The sequence below is a fragment of the Pontibacter brevis genome (assembly GCF_054779655.1).
Window position 1 is genome coordinate 1 of sequence record NZ_BAAGXV010000075.1, and the last position, 15,889, is coordinate 15,889.

14 protein-coding genes and 1 tRNA gene are annotated in these 15,889 nt (G+C 48.8%); 5 read left to right on the plus strand and 10 right to left on the minus strand.

Annotated features, from left to right (window positions below; all coding sequences use genetic code 11):
- Positions 1-441 precede the first annotated feature (441 nt).
- The 3 genes from ACYVB1_RS15525 to ACYVB1_RS15535 form a co-directional block, all read right to left on the minus strand.
- On the minus strand, positions 442-789 hold the full coding sequence (locus tag ACYVB1_RS15525; protein WP_460924699.1) for a hypothetical protein: 348 nt from the start codon (positions 787-789) through the stop codon (positions 442-444).
- A 476-nt stretch (positions 790-1,265) separates the two neighbouring features.
- Positions 1,266-1,342 (minus strand) — tRNA-Arg (locus ACYVB1_RS15530).
- A gap of 72 nt (positions 1,343-1,414) precedes the next feature.
- Positions 1,415-2,134 (minus strand): TVP38/TMEM64 family protein, encoded by a 720-nt coding sequence (locus tag ACYVB1_RS15535; RefSeq protein WP_460924700.1) that lies wholly within the window; start codon positions 2,132-2,134, stop codon positions 1,415-1,417.
- A gap of 178 nt (positions 2,135-2,312) precedes the next feature.
- Here ACYVB1_RS15535 and ACYVB1_RS15540 point away from each other — a divergent pair, with 178 nt between their 5' ends.
- Both ACYVB1_RS15540 and ACYVB1_RS15545 read left to right on the plus strand, forming a co-directional pair.
- Entirely contained in the window at positions 2,313-3,452 is a 1,140-nt protein-coding gene (locus ACYVB1_RS15540; RefSeq protein WP_460924729.1) for a cystathionine gamma-synthase, read from the plus strand.
- Positions 3,453-3,656: 204 nt separating this feature from the next.
- Positions 3,657-4,169, plus strand: coding sequence for a DUF6141 family protein (locus ACYVB1_RS15545; RefSeq protein WP_460924701.1), 513 nt, complete (start codon positions 3,657-3,659; stop codon positions 4,167-4,169).
- 296 nt (positions 4,170-4,465) lie between these two features.
- Here the strand turns inward: ACYVB1_RS15545 and ACYVB1_RS15550 are convergent, their stop codons facing one another.
- The 3 genes from ACYVB1_RS15550 to ACYVB1_RS15560 all read right to left on the minus strand — a co-directional run bounded on the left by ACYVB1_RS15550 (position 4,466) and on the right by ACYVB1_RS15560 (position 6,356).
- Complete coding sequence (locus ACYVB1_RS15550) at positions 4,466-5,176, minus strand: OmpA/MotB family protein (RefSeq protein WP_460924702.1); 711 nt, start codon at positions 5,174-5,176, stop codon at positions 4,466-4,468.
- A 209-nt stretch (positions 5,177-5,385) separates the two neighbouring features.
- Positions 5,386-5,961, minus strand: a complete 576-nt coding sequence (locus ACYVB1_RS15555) for a hypothetical protein (RefSeq protein ID WP_460924703.1) — start codon at positions 5,959-5,961, stop codon at positions 5,386-5,388.
- Positions 5,958-6,356: an NUDIX hydrolase gene (locus tag ACYVB1_RS15560; RefSeq protein ID WP_460924704.1), complete on the minus strand. Its 399-nt coding sequence runs from the start codon at positions 6,354-6,356 to the stop codon at positions 5,958-5,960. Before ACYVB1_RS15560 ends, ACYVB1_RS15555 begins: the two co-directional genes overlap by 4 nt.
- A gap of 163 nt (positions 6,357-6,519) precedes the next feature.
- Here ACYVB1_RS15560 and ACYVB1_RS15565 point away from each other — a divergent pair, with 163 nt between their 5' ends.
- Complete coding sequence (locus tag ACYVB1_RS15565; RefSeq protein WP_460924705.1) at positions 6,520-7,551, plus strand: isoaspartyl peptidase/L-asparaginase family protein; 1,032 nt, start codon at positions 6,520-6,522, stop codon at positions 7,549-7,551.
- Between the two features lie 305 nt (positions 7,552-7,856).
- Here ACYVB1_RS15565 and ACYVB1_RS15570 read toward each other — a convergent pair whose 3' ends face one another.
- From ACYVB1_RS15570 to ACYVB1_RS15580, 3 genes are all read right to left on the minus strand, one after another.
- On the minus strand, positions 7,857-11,357 hold the full coding sequence (locus ACYVB1_RS15570; protein WP_460924706.1) for a ThuA domain-containing protein: 3,501 nt from the start codon (positions 11,355-11,357) through the stop codon (positions 7,857-7,859).
- 208 nt (positions 11,358-11,565) lie between these two features.
- Positions 11,566-11,970 (minus strand): SpoIIAA family protein, encoded by a 405-nt coding sequence (locus ACYVB1_RS15575; RefSeq protein ID WP_460924707.1) that lies wholly within the window; start codon positions 11,968-11,970, stop codon positions 11,566-11,568.
- 82 nt (positions 11,971-12,052) lie between these two features.
- Positions 12,053-12,454, minus strand: a complete 402-nt coding sequence (locus tag ACYVB1_RS15580; RefSeq protein WP_460924708.1) for a DUF5329 family protein — start codon at positions 12,452-12,454, stop codon at positions 12,053-12,055.
- Positions 12,455-12,603: 149 nt separating this feature from the next.
- On the opposite strand from ACYVB1_RS15580, the gene ACYVB1_RS15585 reads away from it, so the two are divergent.
- On the plus strand, positions 12,604-14,529 hold the full coding sequence (locus tag ACYVB1_RS15585; protein WP_460924709.1) for a hypothetical protein: 1,926 nt from the start codon (positions 12,604-12,606) through the stop codon (positions 14,527-14,529).
- A 41-nt stretch (positions 14,530-14,570) separates the two neighbouring features.
- Positions 14,571-15,083, plus strand: coding sequence for a DUF421 domain-containing protein (locus tag ACYVB1_RS15590; RefSeq protein WP_460924710.1), 513 nt, complete (start codon positions 14,571-14,573; stop codon positions 15,081-15,083).
- Between the two features lie 80 nt (positions 15,084-15,163).
- Here ACYVB1_RS15590 and trxA read toward each other — a convergent pair whose 3' ends face one another.
- Entirely contained in the window at positions 15,164-15,490 is a 327-nt protein-coding gene (gene trxA / locus ACYVB1_RS15595) for a thioredoxin (RefSeq protein WP_115563496.1), read from the minus strand.
- Between the last annotated feature and the right edge of the window lie 399 nt (positions 15,491-15,889).

The window sequence follows — 15,889 nt, forward strand, 5'->3', positions numbered from 1 at the left end:
AGAACCTTGGTCAGACAGGAAAAGAAGGCTGATAATTACCTGGCATTCCTGCTGCTCGCGTGCATGAAGATAATGCTTAGGTATTTTTGAGATAGCTTCTAGTCTCTGCAGCAGTAGATGATGGTTTTGGAACGTGTGACAGGTTAAACATTTCTGACTGTCTCACATATAGCATCCCGATATTCAGAGAATGGGTAAAAAAAGAAGAACCTCCTGTTAGTGGTATAGTCGCTGTGCCACTAACAGGAGGTTCTTATATTTAGTCATGGTTCAAAGATTTATTCTCTTGAACAGACACTTACTTGCTGGCTCGCTTTTACTTCCGCCACCCTGAGGCGTGTCTCCTCGTTCCTGGTCAAGCTCAACCTTGCCTTCATGCAAGGTTCAGAATGGAACATATATGCGTATAAACTGTCAAAAACTGCTAATCTAAAATAAGATTTAGTCGTTTCTGTCTCTTGGAGTAGTGGTTATGTTGTTATTGCCGTCAACAGTAATGTCATACTCATAGCACTCACTCATTTGAACAGTCTCCTCGCGTACGGCTTTGTCAACCGTGATAGTGAAGGTGATGGCACCCGCAGCATAATTTCTAAAATCTGAAGTTGTTCCTGCAGGCACGTTATTCAGGTTCTCTGTGTTGCCTCCTGTTGTTTTTATCTGCACGCTTGCCTCTTTTGTGCCGTTATTAATTATCCTGGCACGAGGCTGTTCCCCGTCACACTTGTCACAACTGCTCAATGTTACAGAAGCAAAAAACAGCATTAATAATAAGTAAAGACTCTTCATTTGATTCCTCTTGTGGTTATTGATTCTTCATGTTTAAAATCAAAGTTAAGTGTTTTATATATGATAGTATATATGTTTATAAAAAACAATTTTATGGTGTTGACATGTTGATTATAGAGTAATAAGGCTTGTTAAAGTTAAATAAGCTAATTCTGTGATTGTAAAATATTAAACTTATAAAAATACAGTATAAGCCCTTGCTCGTGCCTTGCTTTATTTCCCTGTGTCGTTCTCCTTTGCGTAGGAATTTGCACTAAAGGACCTTTGCTATACTACAAGTGAATGTGGATTGTGCGCCTATAACAGGAAAAGCAGGCATGATGAGGCCGCGCCGTGGAAGCTGTCGTTGGGATTACAATGAGCAGGAGGTAATTTCAAAGCTAAAGCTCCTAATCAAAATCCTGAGCTCAGGGCAAAATTGGCCTGGTACACAAAATAAAAAAGCCACTTAGCAGTTTTATCTGTAAGTGGCTTTTTGGTGGTCGCGAAGGGAGTCGAACCCCTAACCTTCTGATTCGTAGTCAGATGCTCTATCCAGTTGAGCTACGTGACCGTTTTGTTCTGTGATTATGGTGCAAAGTAAAGACCTTTTTCCTTTATACGCAAGTCCTGGGGCAATATTTCCCTAACTTTTTTCGGAAGCTTTCCGCAGGGCGCGCTTCAAAGCCTTGTCAAAGAGAAAGTATAAGCCGCCTATCGAAATGATAATCAAGGCGATTAGCAGGATTTGTCCGCCGGCGCCGGCGTTGGGATCCTGCAGCACCGAAACAACATCGCGGGCCTGCGTGCCTATCCAGAAAAAGAAAAGTGTGCGCGGCAGCATACCAATGATACTGGCTACAAGAAAACGCGTTCGGTCTACCTGCAACAGCGAGAGCACAAAGTTCATCAGGGCAAAGGGCAGGACAGGGGAGATGCGCGTGAGGATGATGAGGCTCCAGCTTTGGTTGCGCAGCTCCTGCATCAGGATGCGGGCCTTGTCAAAGCGGTTCAGAAAGCCCATCATCTTACCATGGTCAATGATTCTGGCGAGGCTGTAGCCAATCATGGCCGCAACGCCATAGGATATTACAATCCCTGCAAAGCCACTCCAGCCCAGGTAAAAGCCACTCACCAGCGCCACAAAGGTGGTAGGCGTCAGGGCCAGTGCCATCGTTACGGAGATAGCGGCAAAGTACAGCAGCATCTCCCCCCACGACAGGCCTGCCAGCAGGTCCTGGTAATTGTACAGCACTACCGCCAGCGTAGAGCTTACCACCACCGGCACCACCACCAGCAGCAGCATGGAAACAAACGTTGAGGCGTTCTCGCGTATAAAAGTACGCAGCACGGGGAGTCTCTTCATGAGGCGGTTTTTGTATTCGTATTGTTAGGGTATAGACGAAATACAAAGGACAAAAGATTTTAGCGGCTTTAAAAGCACTGTCTTCCGTAGGAAAGAAGGAGACAGGAAAGGCATTCTCTCTTCTGCTGTTATTTTTTTAACTTGCAGCATACCGCATGCTTAAACAGAAACTATGAATATGAAATTCGGAACAAAAGCCATACACGCTGGCGTAGAGCCAGATCCAACCACCGGCGCCATTATGACGCCTATTTACCAGACATCTACCTATGTGCAGCGTTCTCCCGGCGACCACAAAGGCTACGAATACTCCCGTACCCACAACCCCACCCGCACACAACTGCAGAATGCGCTGGCGGCGCTGGAGAACGGCAAGCATGGCCTTTGCTTTTCATCGGGCATGGCGGCCGTGGATGCCATCATTAAAATGCTGAAGCCCGGTGATGAGGTGATTTCCACCAACGACCTGTACGGCGGCAGCTACCGCATCTTCACGAAAGTTTTCCAGAACTACGGCATTAAGTTCCACTTCACCGACATGGGCGACCTGACCAAAGTAGAATCGCTGGTGAACGAGAACACCCGCATGATATGGGTAGAGACGCCCACCAACCCGCTGTTGAACATCATTGATATAAAAGGCTGCGCTGAGATTGCCAAAAGGCATAAGCTGCTGGTGGTAGCCGACAATACCTTTGCCACGCCATACCTGCAAACGCCGCTCGACCTGGGTGCCGACATTGTGATGCACTCGCTGACGAAGTACATGGGCGGTCACTCTGATGTGGTGATGGGCGCGATTGTGGTAAAGGATGATGACCTGCACCAGCAACTCGCGTTTATCCAGAACTCCTGTGGTGCCACACCTGGTCCTCAGGACTGTTTCCTGGTACTGCGCGGCCTGAAGACGCTGCACCTGCGCATGGAGCGCCATTGCCAGAACGGACGCCAGGTGGCGGAGTTCCTGAAAGGCCACGTAAAGGTAGAGAAAGTGTTCTGGCCTGGTTTTGCTGAGCACAAGAACCATAAAGTGGCACAGGAGCAAATGCGCGATTTCGGCGGCATGGTTTCCTTTGTGCTGAAAGGCGATAAAGTAGAGGATGCCATACGCGTGCTGGAGAAGTTTAAGTTCTTTACATTGGCAGAATCGCTGGGTGGCGTTGAGTCGCTGTGCGGGCACCCGGCCAGCATGACGCATGCCAGCATCCCGGCTGAGGAACGTATGAAAGCCGGCTTAAGCGAGTCGCTGATTCGCCTGAGTGTAGGTGTAGAGGATATAGAAGACCTGCTGAGCGACCTGGAACAGGCGTTGCGTTAGTTTTTTCCAGATGCTGGACGCTGGATACTAGATGTTAGACTCCTTCTTTTGAATATATCCTAAGCCGCCTGCTGCTACAGCGGGCGGCTTTGCTTTAGTGCTATATAGTTTCTGTCTTGATAACTTTCTACAGGTGCCGTGCCGTAGAAACTGAAACAAGGACCAAGGCTTGCGTCTTGTATCAAATATCTAGTGTCTCAAAAAATGGCAGAGCAGAAAATACTTTTCAGAGAACGGCAGCGCTTCAAGCAGTTCTGGCTGTGGGTTGTGGTGCTGAGTGTTGCTGCCATTTTCTGGGCAGGTTTTGTGTCGCAGGTGTTGCTCGGTGGCAGCTTTGGTAGTAATCCGGTTTCTAATGTGCAGCTCATTGTGTTTTTTGTGCTGATAGGGCTGGGCCTGCCCGTTTTCTTTTACAGTATGCGGCTCACTACGGTGGTGCACCCGGGAGAACTGCAGGTGCGGTTCTGGCCTTTTCATCTGCGCCCGAAGCGCATTCAGTTGCATTCCGTCCGCGACTATGCACGCGTCACTTATAACCCTATCGGTGATTATGGCGGCTGGGGCATCCGGTGGAGCTTTCGGGGCAAGGCCTATAACATGTCCGGCAACGAAGGGGTACAGCTGCTTTTTTACAACCAAAAACCACTGCTCATTGGCTCACAAAACGCAGCAGCGCTGTTTGAAGCCATTCGGCAGGCGAAGGAGATGAAGGCGTAAGGTTGATGTGCCGCTGCTGACTTATACTTGGTCAATTTGTTTCCGGAAGTAGGTTACAAATCCTGCTTCCCGGCAAAAACGGGATTATAAATTCCGCCGAGCGTAATCAAGGATTATCAGGTAAATGATTGTGTCAATGTCGGATGTTATTTCTCAGTAGGGACAACAAATGCTGGTGCTTTATACTAACATTAATTCCCCTGATAACTATCAACAACAGCCATCACTATGCAGCAACAAAAAAGCCGATGCCCTTTTCAGAGCATCGGCTTTCGTTTTATAATCAATGTCTATGATTAAGACTGGATACCAATGATTTTGTAGATCTCAGAGAAGTCTGGCGTCAGGATGATTTCTGTACGACGGTTCTTCGCTTTTGCCTCAGCTGAACGGCCTGTGTCTACCGGCATGTAGAAAGAGCGGCCTGCTGGTGTTACTCTGTCAGGAGAAAGACCTTTCTGTGTCATCATACGTGTGATTTCAGTAGCACGCAGTACGCTCAGGTCCCAGTTGTCAGACAAGTACTTCATGCCGCTGGCTACGCTTACGTCATCTGTGTGGCCTTCTACCATTACACCAACCTCCTGGTTTTTCTTCAGTACATCCACCAACTGGTTGATTGCTTTCTGACCAGCAGCATTTACTTTGGTGCTACCAGTTGCGAACAGAAGCTTGTCAGACATAGATACGTAAACTTTACCGTCTTTTACGCTCACGCTCAGGTCACCCTGGTTGAAGCCCTGCAGTGCAGAGTTTACCTCGTTTTTCAGGTTGTCCAGGATCTTCTGCTGCTCGTTCATGGCACGCTCCATTTCGGCAAGCTTTTGCTCACGGTCTTTCAGGGAGGCAGACAGTTCGTCTACTCTTTGCTTGGAAGCAGCCTGCTCACGCTCGAGCGCTTCTTTGCTTGCCTGAAGATCTTCGTACTTCTTAGAAGATACACAGGAGGCCATTAGTGAGGAGCACAGCACCAATGAAAGGGAGGCTTTGAAGAAATTAAATTTCATGTTGAATAGTTAATTGTTGTTTGGTTTGTAGATACTAGTAGTGTTGCAAATATGGTAAAATATCAGGCGTCAGGCTAGGCGATCGCTGCAAAAATATAAAATCATTTTGCTTTTCTCGCTTCATAACGGCATGCAATATAGAATATTTTTTTTAGGGTATATTTTTTAATAAAAATATTTTAATGTTCTGACAATGAAAAGGTAGCGTGTTACTGTGGTGCAGGCTTGGCGCTTAGTTTGTTGAGCCGGGGTTGCAGAAACCAGATGCCAAGGGGCAGGAACAGAAACTGCAGGTAAGCACCCGTAAACTCCCCGGCAGCAACCACCCGCTGCTGTTCCACACTCACCAGCGCCCGGGCTGCAAAGTACACGATGTACAAAAAGCAGAACGTGGCCAGCAGGTGCATTGGCACAAGGAGCAGCAGCATGCCGTACGGCAAGTGGCCTTCCAGCGCACTTTCTTTCATAAGGCCCAGCGTGTAAAGAAGCAACGGGGTGTACAGCACAAAATACAGCATGCCGAGGTGGAGGTATACCGGGGTGATTCTAATCTGTTCCGGCAGTCGGTGGTACAGGTATAATCCTATCTGCCACAGCCAGAGCACACAGGCCACTGAAGGCAGTGCATCAAGAAGCAAAGTGGCAAACCAGCCCGGCGCTACACCGGCAGCAGCCAGTAGTTTTGGCATGCCATACTGCAGCAAAAAGGGAAGCACAAAAAGCAGCAGAAAAGTCTGCCAGTGCTTCAGGCGGAGGAGGAGCGGCATTGGTGTCTGCAGTGTCAATCAATCAAATCCTGCTGTTGTAGCCAGTCGAAGATAAGCTTGTCCACAGGCGACACTTTGTCCCGGTCCTGATAGGTGAGCCAGACAACTTCTTCTATTTCGGAGCTTGCGGTAATTGTGCCGCTGTACCTGCCTTTGTAGCACTGCATTTTTACTTCAATACCGGCGGCATGCCCGTGTGCCTGCGCCTGGAAGTTTCGGATAAACTCCAGCGTGTCCGGTTTAAGCTGCACCGTGAGTTCCTCCTCAATCTCCCGTATCAGGGCCTGGTGGTCTGTTTCGCCGGCTTCACGTTTGCCACCGGGTATATAGTAGGCGTCTTTGCCCTTGCTGCGGGTGCTCAGTATTTTCCTGTCCTGTATCTCTATCCAAGCCAGTTTGTCTATCAGCTTCATGCCTCGAAGATAAGGGGGGATGGGAGAACCTTTGGCCTGCTACACTGTAAAAAAGGAATTAGGCAGTGCCACACCGCGTTTTTACTTTCTCAGACTATTCTCCTAACTTTAAGAGCAGCTTGGTTGCTGCCTCATGGTATTCCTTGTTTTTTACTCCTGAACGATGATAAAGAAGTTCTATTTCCTGTGCCTGTTCCTGCTGGCAGGCTATGTGGGCCTGGCGCAGACGAAGCCCGACTATAACAAAATAACGCTGGTGATACATGGCGGCGCTGGTACGATTACGCGCGCTAACATGACGGCTGAAAAAGAAAAAGCCTATAAAGAAAAGCTGAACGAGGCCCTGAAAACAGGCTATGCCATTCTGGAAAAGGGGGGCAGTAGCCTGGATGCTGTGGAAGCCACCGTGCGTGTGATGGAAGATTCTCCTTTATTCAATGCCGGTAAAGGTGCTGTGTTCACAAACGAAGGCAAAAACGAGATGGATGCCGCCATCATGGATGGTAAAACGCTGAATGCGGGTGCCATTGCAAGTGTTACCACCATCCGGAATCCCATCAGCACCGCCCGTGCAGTGATGGAGCAGTCGGAGCACGTGATGATGATCGGCAACGGAGCTGAGAAGTTTGCGAAAGAGAAAGGACAGGTACTGGTAGATCCTTCTTATTTCCACACTGAAACACGCTTTAATCAATTGCAGCAGATTCGGGACAAAGAGAAAACGCAACTGGACCACAGCGGTGGCACCGGCAGCACCGAAAACATTTTTATTGAAGGTCAGAAGTTCGGTACAGTGGGCGCTGTGGCCCTGGATGCCTACGGCAACCTGGCAGCTGCAACCTCTACGGGCGGCATGACCAACAAGCGGTACGGCCGTGTAGGAGATGTACCCATTATCGGGGCAGGAACTTATGCCGATAACAACACCTGTGCCGTATCTGCCACAGGCCATGGCGAGTACTTTATCCGTTCCGTAGTGGCCCACGACATTGCTGCGCTGATGGACTACAAAGGCTTATCGTTGAAAAAAGCAGCCGATGAAGTGGTGATGAAGAAGCTGGTAAAACGTGGCGGAGAAGGCGGCGTGATTGCCGTAGACAGAAACGGCAATGTAGCCATGCCCTTCAACTCTGCCGGCATGTACCGCGGCTATATCAAGAAAGGCAAATCAGAAGTTGCGATTTACAAGGATTAAAGCCCCTGGTACAGCACCATAAAATGAGAAGAGGAACTGCGAAAACAGTTCCTCTTCTCATTTTACAGGAATTATTTGCCAGTGCTTTTAAAAGTCCCCCTTCGAAGAGGGATAACATTAAGCTTGCCTGGCATCTGGCTTAGACTGCCATCAATGCCATGTGCCATTGTTGTTGTTTTCACCAACAATCGATGACCTTGCGCACCTATACTTACTGGTGAAAACACAAAGCAAGGCTGAGAGTATGCCTGTTCAGTAACAGGCATACTCTCAGCCTTGCTTTCAAAGAGTGAAACAAAACCAGCTTACGGATTCTGCACAGTAGACGCGCCCTCTTTAAACTCAATCGTACTCAGGGAGATGATGTCATTGTTCGGCTTGTCAGGTTTTACAACTATAAAATAGACATCATGTTTTCCGGTGGTTGGCGTAGAAACCTCGCCTGTTACTTTGCCAGCCTTATCCCAGGAACCGGTGGCTTTATAAGGTGTTCTGCTGATAACGGGGCCTCCCTGGGAGTCGATGCGTACTTCAATTTCACCGTCCTTGTCCAAAGAGGCATATTCATACGTGAACTGCTGAATACCCGTCAGGTCGATGTTGCGGAGCAGGATATAAGATTTATGGTCGCCGCCGCTCAGGCTGTTCCCCCACCTCGGGAAGCCCACATGCGCATCAGCAAAGGCAGTTTTTACCTTAGCATTGCGCAGGGTGAGCACCTCTGAGTTTGTGAGCGGGCCAACTTCTTTGCCTCCGTTATCGGTGTAAATAGCTGCCAGGGTATACCTGCCCACCGGTTCGTCTGCCTTATGCTCTTTGAAGGACAATTTACCTTGTGTTGGCAACGCTGTCTGTTCCTTCTTTTTATCGGTCAGGGAGAAAATATACTTCACTATCTCCTGCGCATCCTGCTGCGTGAGTTGCGGGTGGGCACTCATCACATAGGTTTTACCCCAGTTGCCGCCGCCGCCTTCAATTATCTTTTTTGCCAGGGCTTCTACAGCGCCATTCTTCGTTTTGTAGCGCTTTGCCACGTCCGTATAAGACGGGCCAACTGAAACTTTATCGATGGTATGGCAGGCTTTGCAGTCGCTGCCAGCTATCAGGCTTTCGCCTAGCGAAAAGGATGCAGTGTTGGCTGCCTGGTGCCCCATTACAGGAGCAGCTGGTTTAGCACCTTGCTGTGAATTGTAGTTGAAGTACACCTTCACCTTCTTCGGGTCGATTTTACCGTCTTCTTTGTCAGACACGGCCACCGCGTACTGCAGCGGCTTATGCTCCCAAAAGAAAGATTTATTGCCTGTGGTGTTGATGGTGACAACCGGCTTGGCATTGCCTACCCTCACTTCAATTGTATCTGCGTCCATTAAACCTTTTGAGTCGCTTACTCGCAGGATAGCGTTGTAGATGCCATTTTGGGTGTAGGTGTAGGTCGGGTTCGGTTTTGTGGAACCGACAGTTTTACCATCAAACAGCCACTCATACGTCAGTTTATCTTCATCGTCAAAGTCGCGGGTGCCCCGGCTGCTGAACAGTACCCGTAGCGGCGCCTGGCCTATTGCTTCGCGTATCTCCGGCAGGTCCCGCTCTGAGGTCAGGAACACGCGCTTGTTGATGTCCGCCACGGCAGCCGAATCCGTTACAGTGGCTTTGGCGACAGGGGCACGGTTGCCTCTGTTATACTCAATTTTAACTAAACGCGCATCGTCGTTATCGGCTCCGTACACAGAACCGTACTCCAGCATATACATGACACCGTCTTTGCCGAAAGCCATATCAATCGGGCGTCTGAAGTCGCCATTAGCCGTCATGAAAGGCTCGCTGCGCAGGTAGTTCTCGTTCTCATCAAAGCGCACGGCCATTACCCAGTTGCGCATCCACTCCATCAGGAACAGGCTGCCGTCGTAGTACTCCGGAAACTTGCTGGCTGAGGAGGAGTTTGGGTCGTAAGTATAAAAGGCTCCGGCCATGGCGCTTCTTCCGCCCACACCCAATTCCGGGAATTCCTTTGAGGCAGCGTACGGATACCAGATCATGGCGGGTGTGGCAGGTGGCAGGTTGGTAAGGCCGGTGTTATTAGGCGAGTTGTTTACCGGCGCTTTCGGGTCATAGAGCGGACCAGCCGTTTTAGTGGCAAAGTCCCATTCAGAATAGGCGTAGTTGTTGCCTATAAAGTAAGGCCAGCCGTAGTTACCAGGCTTCTTCGCCTGGTTAAACTCGTCGTAGCCTCTCGGGCCTTGCAGGCTGTCTTTACCGGCATCCGGACCTATCTCTCCCCAATACAGGACAGAAGTTTTTGGGTTAACCGCTATGCGGTAAGGATTCCGCGTACCCATCACATAAATCTCAGGCCGTGTTTTCTCCATTCCTTTCGGGAACAGGTTGCCTTCCGGAATAGTATAGGTGCCGTCCGGTTCCGGGTGAATGCGCAGGATTTTACCTTTCAGGTCGTTGGTGTTAGAAGATGCCCGTTGCGCATCCATACTATAATATTCTTTGCCCGGGCGCTCGTCTATCGGTGCATAGCCATCCGACGGGAAAGGCGTGGTGCTGTCGCCGGTGGAAAGGTAGAGGTTGCCCTCTTTGTCCCATGCCAGTGAGCCCCCGTGGTGGGCACCGCTGTTCTCCTGCACCGGTACCTGCAGCAGTACCTTCTCCGATGCCAGGTCCAGGGTATTATCCGCATTTACCTTAAAGCGGGAAAGGTTAAATAAATAAGGCTCTGCTGCCTTTGGAGGGGAATAATATAAATAGATGAAGTTGTTTGTAGCAAAATTCGGGTCCAGCGTGACACCTATCAAACCAGTGCCTCCTTTCTTTACCACCGGGAACTCATGAACCAGTTTGTTCTGGCCTGTTTGTGTGTTGTATAGGAAGAGGCTGCCGCTCAACTCTGAATAGAAGACGCGTCCATCATCAGAAACAGCAAGCTCCATCGGCACGTTCAGGTCGTTGACGAGAACGGTTTTTACAAAGCGGTTCTGCTCCGGCACCACCTTTGCGTAAGACTTGCTGTAATCTAATGGCTTGCCATCACCCATGGCATATTGCAAACCACCTAGCAGGTGCTTTACAAAAAGCGGGTCGCTGTAGCTCTCATCTAAATGGCCGCCACCGGTATAGAAGGCACGGCCGCCGTCGAACTCGTGGTACCAGGCAATCGGGTGGTTTGCCCCGTTGGTTCCGCCCTCATAGGTGTTCTCGTCGAGGTTGGCCAGCACCTTCAGGCCAGGGTAAAATGACTTGTAGCTGTACCATTCGTCGGTGCGCTCCCAACGGTCTGGCAGGCCTGCGGTGGCAGGATGGTTCTTGTCCAGGATTTCCACGGTGGCTTTGCGCTCGCCCGGGTTCAGCGGGTGGCTCGAGAAATGTGCTCCCATTAATTTATCATACCAGGGCCAATCGTATTCAGTGTCTGCCGCCGCGTGTATGCCCATGTAGCCCCCGCCTGCCTGTATGTAACGCTCAAAAGCAGCCTCCTGCTCAGGGTTCAGCACATTGCCGGTCGTGCTCAGGAAGACAACAGCCTGATAATTCCGTAAGCTGTCATCTACAAAATAAGCGGCGTTCTTAGTCGTATCAACCTTGAAGCCGTTTTCCTGCGCCATCTTCTGAAAGGCAGCAATACCATGGGGGATGGAGGTATGTTTCCATCCTTGTGTTTTAGAGAAAACCAGGACCCGTGGCGCAGTCGCCTCCTGTGACGCTTGCTGTTTTGGGTTGAGGCAGGCATACGCGCCTAAGGTGATACCTGAAAGGCAAAGTAAGCGAAGCAGGCGCTTTGAAGCCAGTTGCAATTGTGTCATGAGCTTAATTACAATGTATTGTAGGTGAGTACACAATTACAATATAGGAAAGAATGCCATGAAAGGCACAAAAAGCTTTAGGTAAGTTGTTGGTTTAAAATTACTGCTTTATAATGGATGTAGCTGGCTTCCTATTACCAGGAAATCAGGGAGAACCTTTTGTAGTTGCTAAACAGCAGGTTCACCCGGTATGCAGGGGAGCAAGCCTTTAAGCAGGCGACTGTGGGCTTTGTGCTCTGGCACCTGCAGGAGGAGTTCCTTCATGCACCCACTCCCAGGCCGCCTCGCGCTGGTTAAAGTTGAAATATTTTACTTCAGCGGTTGTAAAGGGGCGAGCCGCTGTGGTCAGCCAGCTTAGCCAATCATTATCGCCTACAATGGCGGCTTTGCTAAAATCCGAGGCATGCTTCAGGTCAAATTTTATATCTTCATACAAAGCCCGCAGGGAGTATGCCTCCACATCCTGCACCTCTGCATACACTTTGATTTTGCCATGCTGGCGGATTTTTTCTTCCAGCACCGGGAGCATCACGTTATAATCGTTTTTATCTACGTTCCCTGATATACGGAATGCAACCAGATCACCTTGAGACTCTTCTAATAACTGTAGCATAATAACCAGATATAAACTTTCTGTCGGACTTTTTAATTTGATACGTGACAGCAACAGTGCACGTTTAGGAAAACAAGTTAGGCTACTGCTGCTCCAGCCGCCTCAGTTCCTGCATCAGCACCTCTTTTGTTCCTACAACAGTGCCGTCCGGAAACCTGATCTTGTATGGCTCTCCCGTTATGCCTGAGGCTGATGCAAGCGCTTCTATGAAATCCCGGGCAGTGCGGATCTTGCTCATATGCTTTCTCCATTTAGCCTGCAGATGGTCTGCTGCCTGCTGGCAATTGTGCTCGCTGCCGTTCCGGATAAATATGGCACCCTCCAGGCCGCGAATAAAAAGGATAAGCCGCTCCACTTTCTGAGCCTCCGTAAGCATGGCATCAGAATTGCTGTAAGAGGTACCTGTAGCGGTTGTTTTCGGATCCTCCTGTACTAACAGAAGCGCTGCCAAAAAGGCTGTTCCTAACATTACTTGTATGTTCATCTTTTTATTTCTTCCAATATTATTTTATTGTACGTTACATGCTAAATAATTAGCACCTTTGCTGCACTTATATTAATTTTTTGACGTTAGGTGATTTCGAAAACCGACTCCTTTTGCATCGTTACAGCACAAGTCAAACAACATATTTTATGAGTAAGATCTGCTACGTTCTCCTGATGCTGCTGCTTTGCCAGCAGGCTTTCGCGCAGCGTAATATCGAGACCCGCCTCGGATACACCTATAACGATGAGTTCCAGTTTTCAGAGGAGTGGCAGTACCTCTCCACAGATATTTACCTTTATAATGGCAACCGGTTTACCCGAGTGCTGAATGAGCTGGAGCGCGGGGTGCGGAAGCCAAAAAAGAAGTACGGAACCGATCTGGAAAACCTCTTCATCACGGCGCAACTCAGGAACATGAAACTCTTCGGAAACGATGAGATTGTGTATCCGCTCTACAACTTCTCTATCAGCCAGGACAGCAAAGAATACAAGACTCAGATAAGCGACCATCTGGAAGTAGTGCGCGTTATCGATAAAATGCCGCTGACTTCTACCAGCACCAGTATTGACGCGGTAATAAACGCCAAAGCCGTTACCAACAGCGAGGGTGATCAGGTGTTTAACCTGGTAGCGAACCAACTGGTGAATATATCCAAGCTGCCCAATCCCTCCACTGCGGTTTTGTCGCTGGTAGGTGAATTTGGTAACCTGCTTAGTTCCCGCGCTAACCGGAAAGAGTATAAATTCAGTTCTACTATTCGGTTGTATGAGGGCCAGAACTTCGACACACGCCTGCACTCGGTGCGCATCTATGTGTTTGTGCCCGGCGATGTGAAAACTGTTACCATCAAACCGGCTAAACTGGCAGGTTACCTGCAGAAGAACCCTAACAAGCTGGACCGGAAGCAACTGGAGGATTTGATAGATTACAAAGACTATCCTTTTATGGTGGTGGCGAATTACAAGTCGCTCTACAAAATGGATGTGCTCACCGGCGACGAAGTGACGCTGGACCTGATTGAGAAGCGCAAGCAGAAAATACAGAATGCTTATGAGCAAAAGCTGGTGAATGATGAAACATATCGCCAGGAAAAGCTTTATGTGGAGTTCCTGAAGGTGTTTGCTGAGATGAAGCAGAACCTGAACACTTACCGCCTGAACTACCGCAACAACAGCCCGGAAGTAAATGCGAAAAATCTCTTTGCCATTATCCAGGAGTACAAGCGCCTGAAAGGCACATTTGATGTGCGGGAAAAGGAGTTCGAGGGCAACAGCACTTATCAGAATGTCTTCCGGACAGAATACCAGTCGATACTGAACAATGCAGATTTGTACCTGGAGGCAGACCACAACCTGAAGAACGGGAAGCTGCTGGTGAACACGCTCCGGGATTTAGAAAACGATCCCCAGACCTGGAACTCGCCGGAAAAACGGGAAGCAGCTCTTGCCCGACTTTATGCTGTAGAACTGCCAAAACCGGAATACTTGTCAGCTTCGGTTGAAGGAGAGGCCATCGTACGGCTAATCACAAAGCTGGAGGACCAGCAGTATAACGAGGTGTTTGCGAAAGATGTGGCACAGCTTAATGCAACAGAGGCCACAGAAGAAACCCTGTCAAAACGTAATACCTTGTCAGACAAAGCCACAAACAGCAAGTGCCAGACCTGCCGCGAAAAGGTGCGGGAGGCTGTGACCGATTATAACAAACGCTACGAAAGCTTTAAACTGAAGCAGGCTCTGAAACAGAAAAGCGAGCTGAACCAGGTGGCGGAGCAAACAATATTCAAGTGCCTGAAGCACCAGCAGTGCATCCAGAACAACTTGCAGACTTTTGCCTCTGCTAGTGAAAGTCCTGACCAATACATCAGCCGCATGCATGAAAAGAACAAGGCATTTGGCATCGGTATCAAGGCGCTGGATCAGCTGAACAAACAAGCACCGGAGGAAATGCTGCTGCAGAAAGTGCAGGATTACAATACAAAGCTGAGACAGCTAACACAGGAGGTGGAAAAAGAGTACGAACTGCTCTGTAACCTTGACAAAAGCCTTTGCAACTGCGGCGACGCCAACTGAAGCAGGTTAACGTTCCCATGAGACCTTCCGTTTGAGGAGTTATGGGAGAATTTTTTGACATAGCTTTTGGTATAGATGGAGGGGATCTTACCTGGTGGCAGATGTCTGTGCGGGCAGTGGTTGTCTTTTTCGCCGCCCTGCTGATTCTGCGGATTGGCAACCATCGTATTTTTGGCAAGAACTCTGCTTTTGATATTGTGCTGGGTATTATCTATGGTTCCATTCTCAGCAGGGCCATCACCGGAAACTCTCCTTTTGTCCCTACACTGGCGGCTGCCCTGGTGTTGGTGTTACTGCATAAAGGCTTAGCTATAGCGGCTTATCACTCGAACTTTGGCTTCGGTAACCTGATTAAGGGGCAACGGGTGAAGTTAGTGGATGATGGTGATTTAAAGCGGGACGCCATGAGAGACAACAGTGTAACAGAAAATGATCTGGAAGAGGCTGTCCGGAAATCAGGTAGCAGAGCAGAAATAAGCAAAATTAAGTATGCCTATTTAGAGCGTAGTGGTGAGATCAGCGTCATACTGGAAGACGGCGACAAAAAAGAATAAGCTTCATGATACTAACAAAAAGAGAGGCTCTCCCGCCACAGCGGGAGAGCCTCTCTTTTTGTTAGTATAGCTTTTCAGACTTAAGCCATTTGTGACTCCAGCTTCTGAGACAGCACGTTCTTAGGCACAGCGCCTACCTGCTTGTCTACTACTTCGCCATTCTTGAAAACTAGAAGGGTTGGGATGCTGCGGATACCAAATTTGGCAGAAGTCTGTGGGTTTGCGTCTACGTCTACTTTACCAATAACGGCTTTGCCTTCGTACTCGCCGGCCAGTTCTTCTACGATCGGGCCTACCATGCGGCACGGTCCGCACCACTCTGCCCAAAAGTCTACTAATACGGGTTTATCTGAATTGATGATCTCATCAAAATTCGCGTCTGTGATTTCTATTGCTTTGTTAGCCATAATTTTAACGGTTTGTTGTGTTAAGTTCTATGTTTAAATATAGTAACAATAATAAGTTTGGCAAATATGTGCCCAAAATACAATATCCTGACAAGCTGTCTTGCTTTTTGTGCTTGTGAGCTTCCTTTCACCATTGTTACTGTATATACTTACGGCAGCGAGGCCTGTCAGGGTATGGTATAATTTGTACCAACAAGTATAGTTAAAAAATGTTTAAAGAATGAGGGGGAGTTTTAATAAGGGGAGGACAGTACAGCTCAAAAGTACTTAACCTAGTCCTGCAGCCCAATTTCCAGTACACTGCTCTCACCCGCGTTAGTTGCAATTCGGGGACTAGGAAATCCCCGGCAGGTAGCGTTCTGACTAAGAAGTTGAATGAGCAGCAACAATAAAAGCAGT

Bases quoted from the DNA above. Each gene is read 5' to 3' on its own strand.
- ACYVB1_RS15525 (WP_460924699.1), bottom strand. From the start codon at position 789: ATGAAGAGTCTTTACTTATTATTAATGCTGTTTTTTGCTTCTGTAACA.
- ACYVB1_RS15535 (WP_460924700.1), bottom strand. From the start codon at position 2,134: ATGAAGAGACTCCCCGTGCTGCGTACTTTTATACGCGAGAACGCCTCA.
- ACYVB1_RS15540 (WP_460924729.1), top strand. From the start codon at position 2,313: ATGAAATTCGGAACAAAAGCCATACACGCTGGCGTAGAGCCAGATCCA.
- ACYVB1_RS15545 (WP_460924701.1), top strand. From the start codon at position 3,657: ATGGCAGAGCAGAAAATACTTTTCAGAGAACGGCAGCGCTTCAAGCAG.
- ACYVB1_RS15550 (WP_460924702.1), bottom strand. From the start codon at position 5,176: ATGAAATTTAATTTCTTCAAAGCCTCCCTTTCATTGGTGCTGTGCTCC.
- ACYVB1_RS15560 (WP_460924704.1), bottom strand. From the start codon at position 6,356: ATGAAGCTGATAGACAAACTGGCTTGGATAGAGATACAGGACAGGAAA.
- ACYVB1_RS15565 (WP_460924705.1), top strand. From the start codon at position 6,520: ATGATAAAGAAGTTCTATTTCCTGTGCCTGTTCCTGCTGGCAGGCTAT.
- ACYVB1_RS15570 (WP_460924706.1), bottom strand. From the start codon at position 11,357: ATGACACAATTGCAACTGGCTTCAAAGCGCCTGCTTCGCTTACTTTGC.
- ACYVB1_RS15575 (WP_460924707.1), bottom strand. From the start codon at position 11,970: ATGCTACAGTTATTAGAAGAGTCTCAAGGTGATCTGGTTGCATTCCGT.
- ACYVB1_RS15580 (WP_460924708.1), bottom strand. From the start codon at position 12,454: ATGAACATACAAGTAATGTTAGGAACAGCCTTTTTGGCAGCGCTTCTG.
- ACYVB1_RS15585 (WP_460924709.1), top strand. From the start codon at position 12,604: ATGAGTAAGATCTGCTACGTTCTCCTGATGCTGCTGCTTTGCCAGCAG.
- ACYVB1_RS15590 (WP_460924710.1), top strand. From the start codon at position 14,571: ATGGGAGAATTTTTTGACATAGCTTTTGGTATAGATGGAGGGGATCTT.
- trxA (WP_115563496.1), bottom strand. From the start codon at position 15,490: ATGGCTAACAAAGCAATAGAAATCACAGACGCGAATTTTGATGAGATC.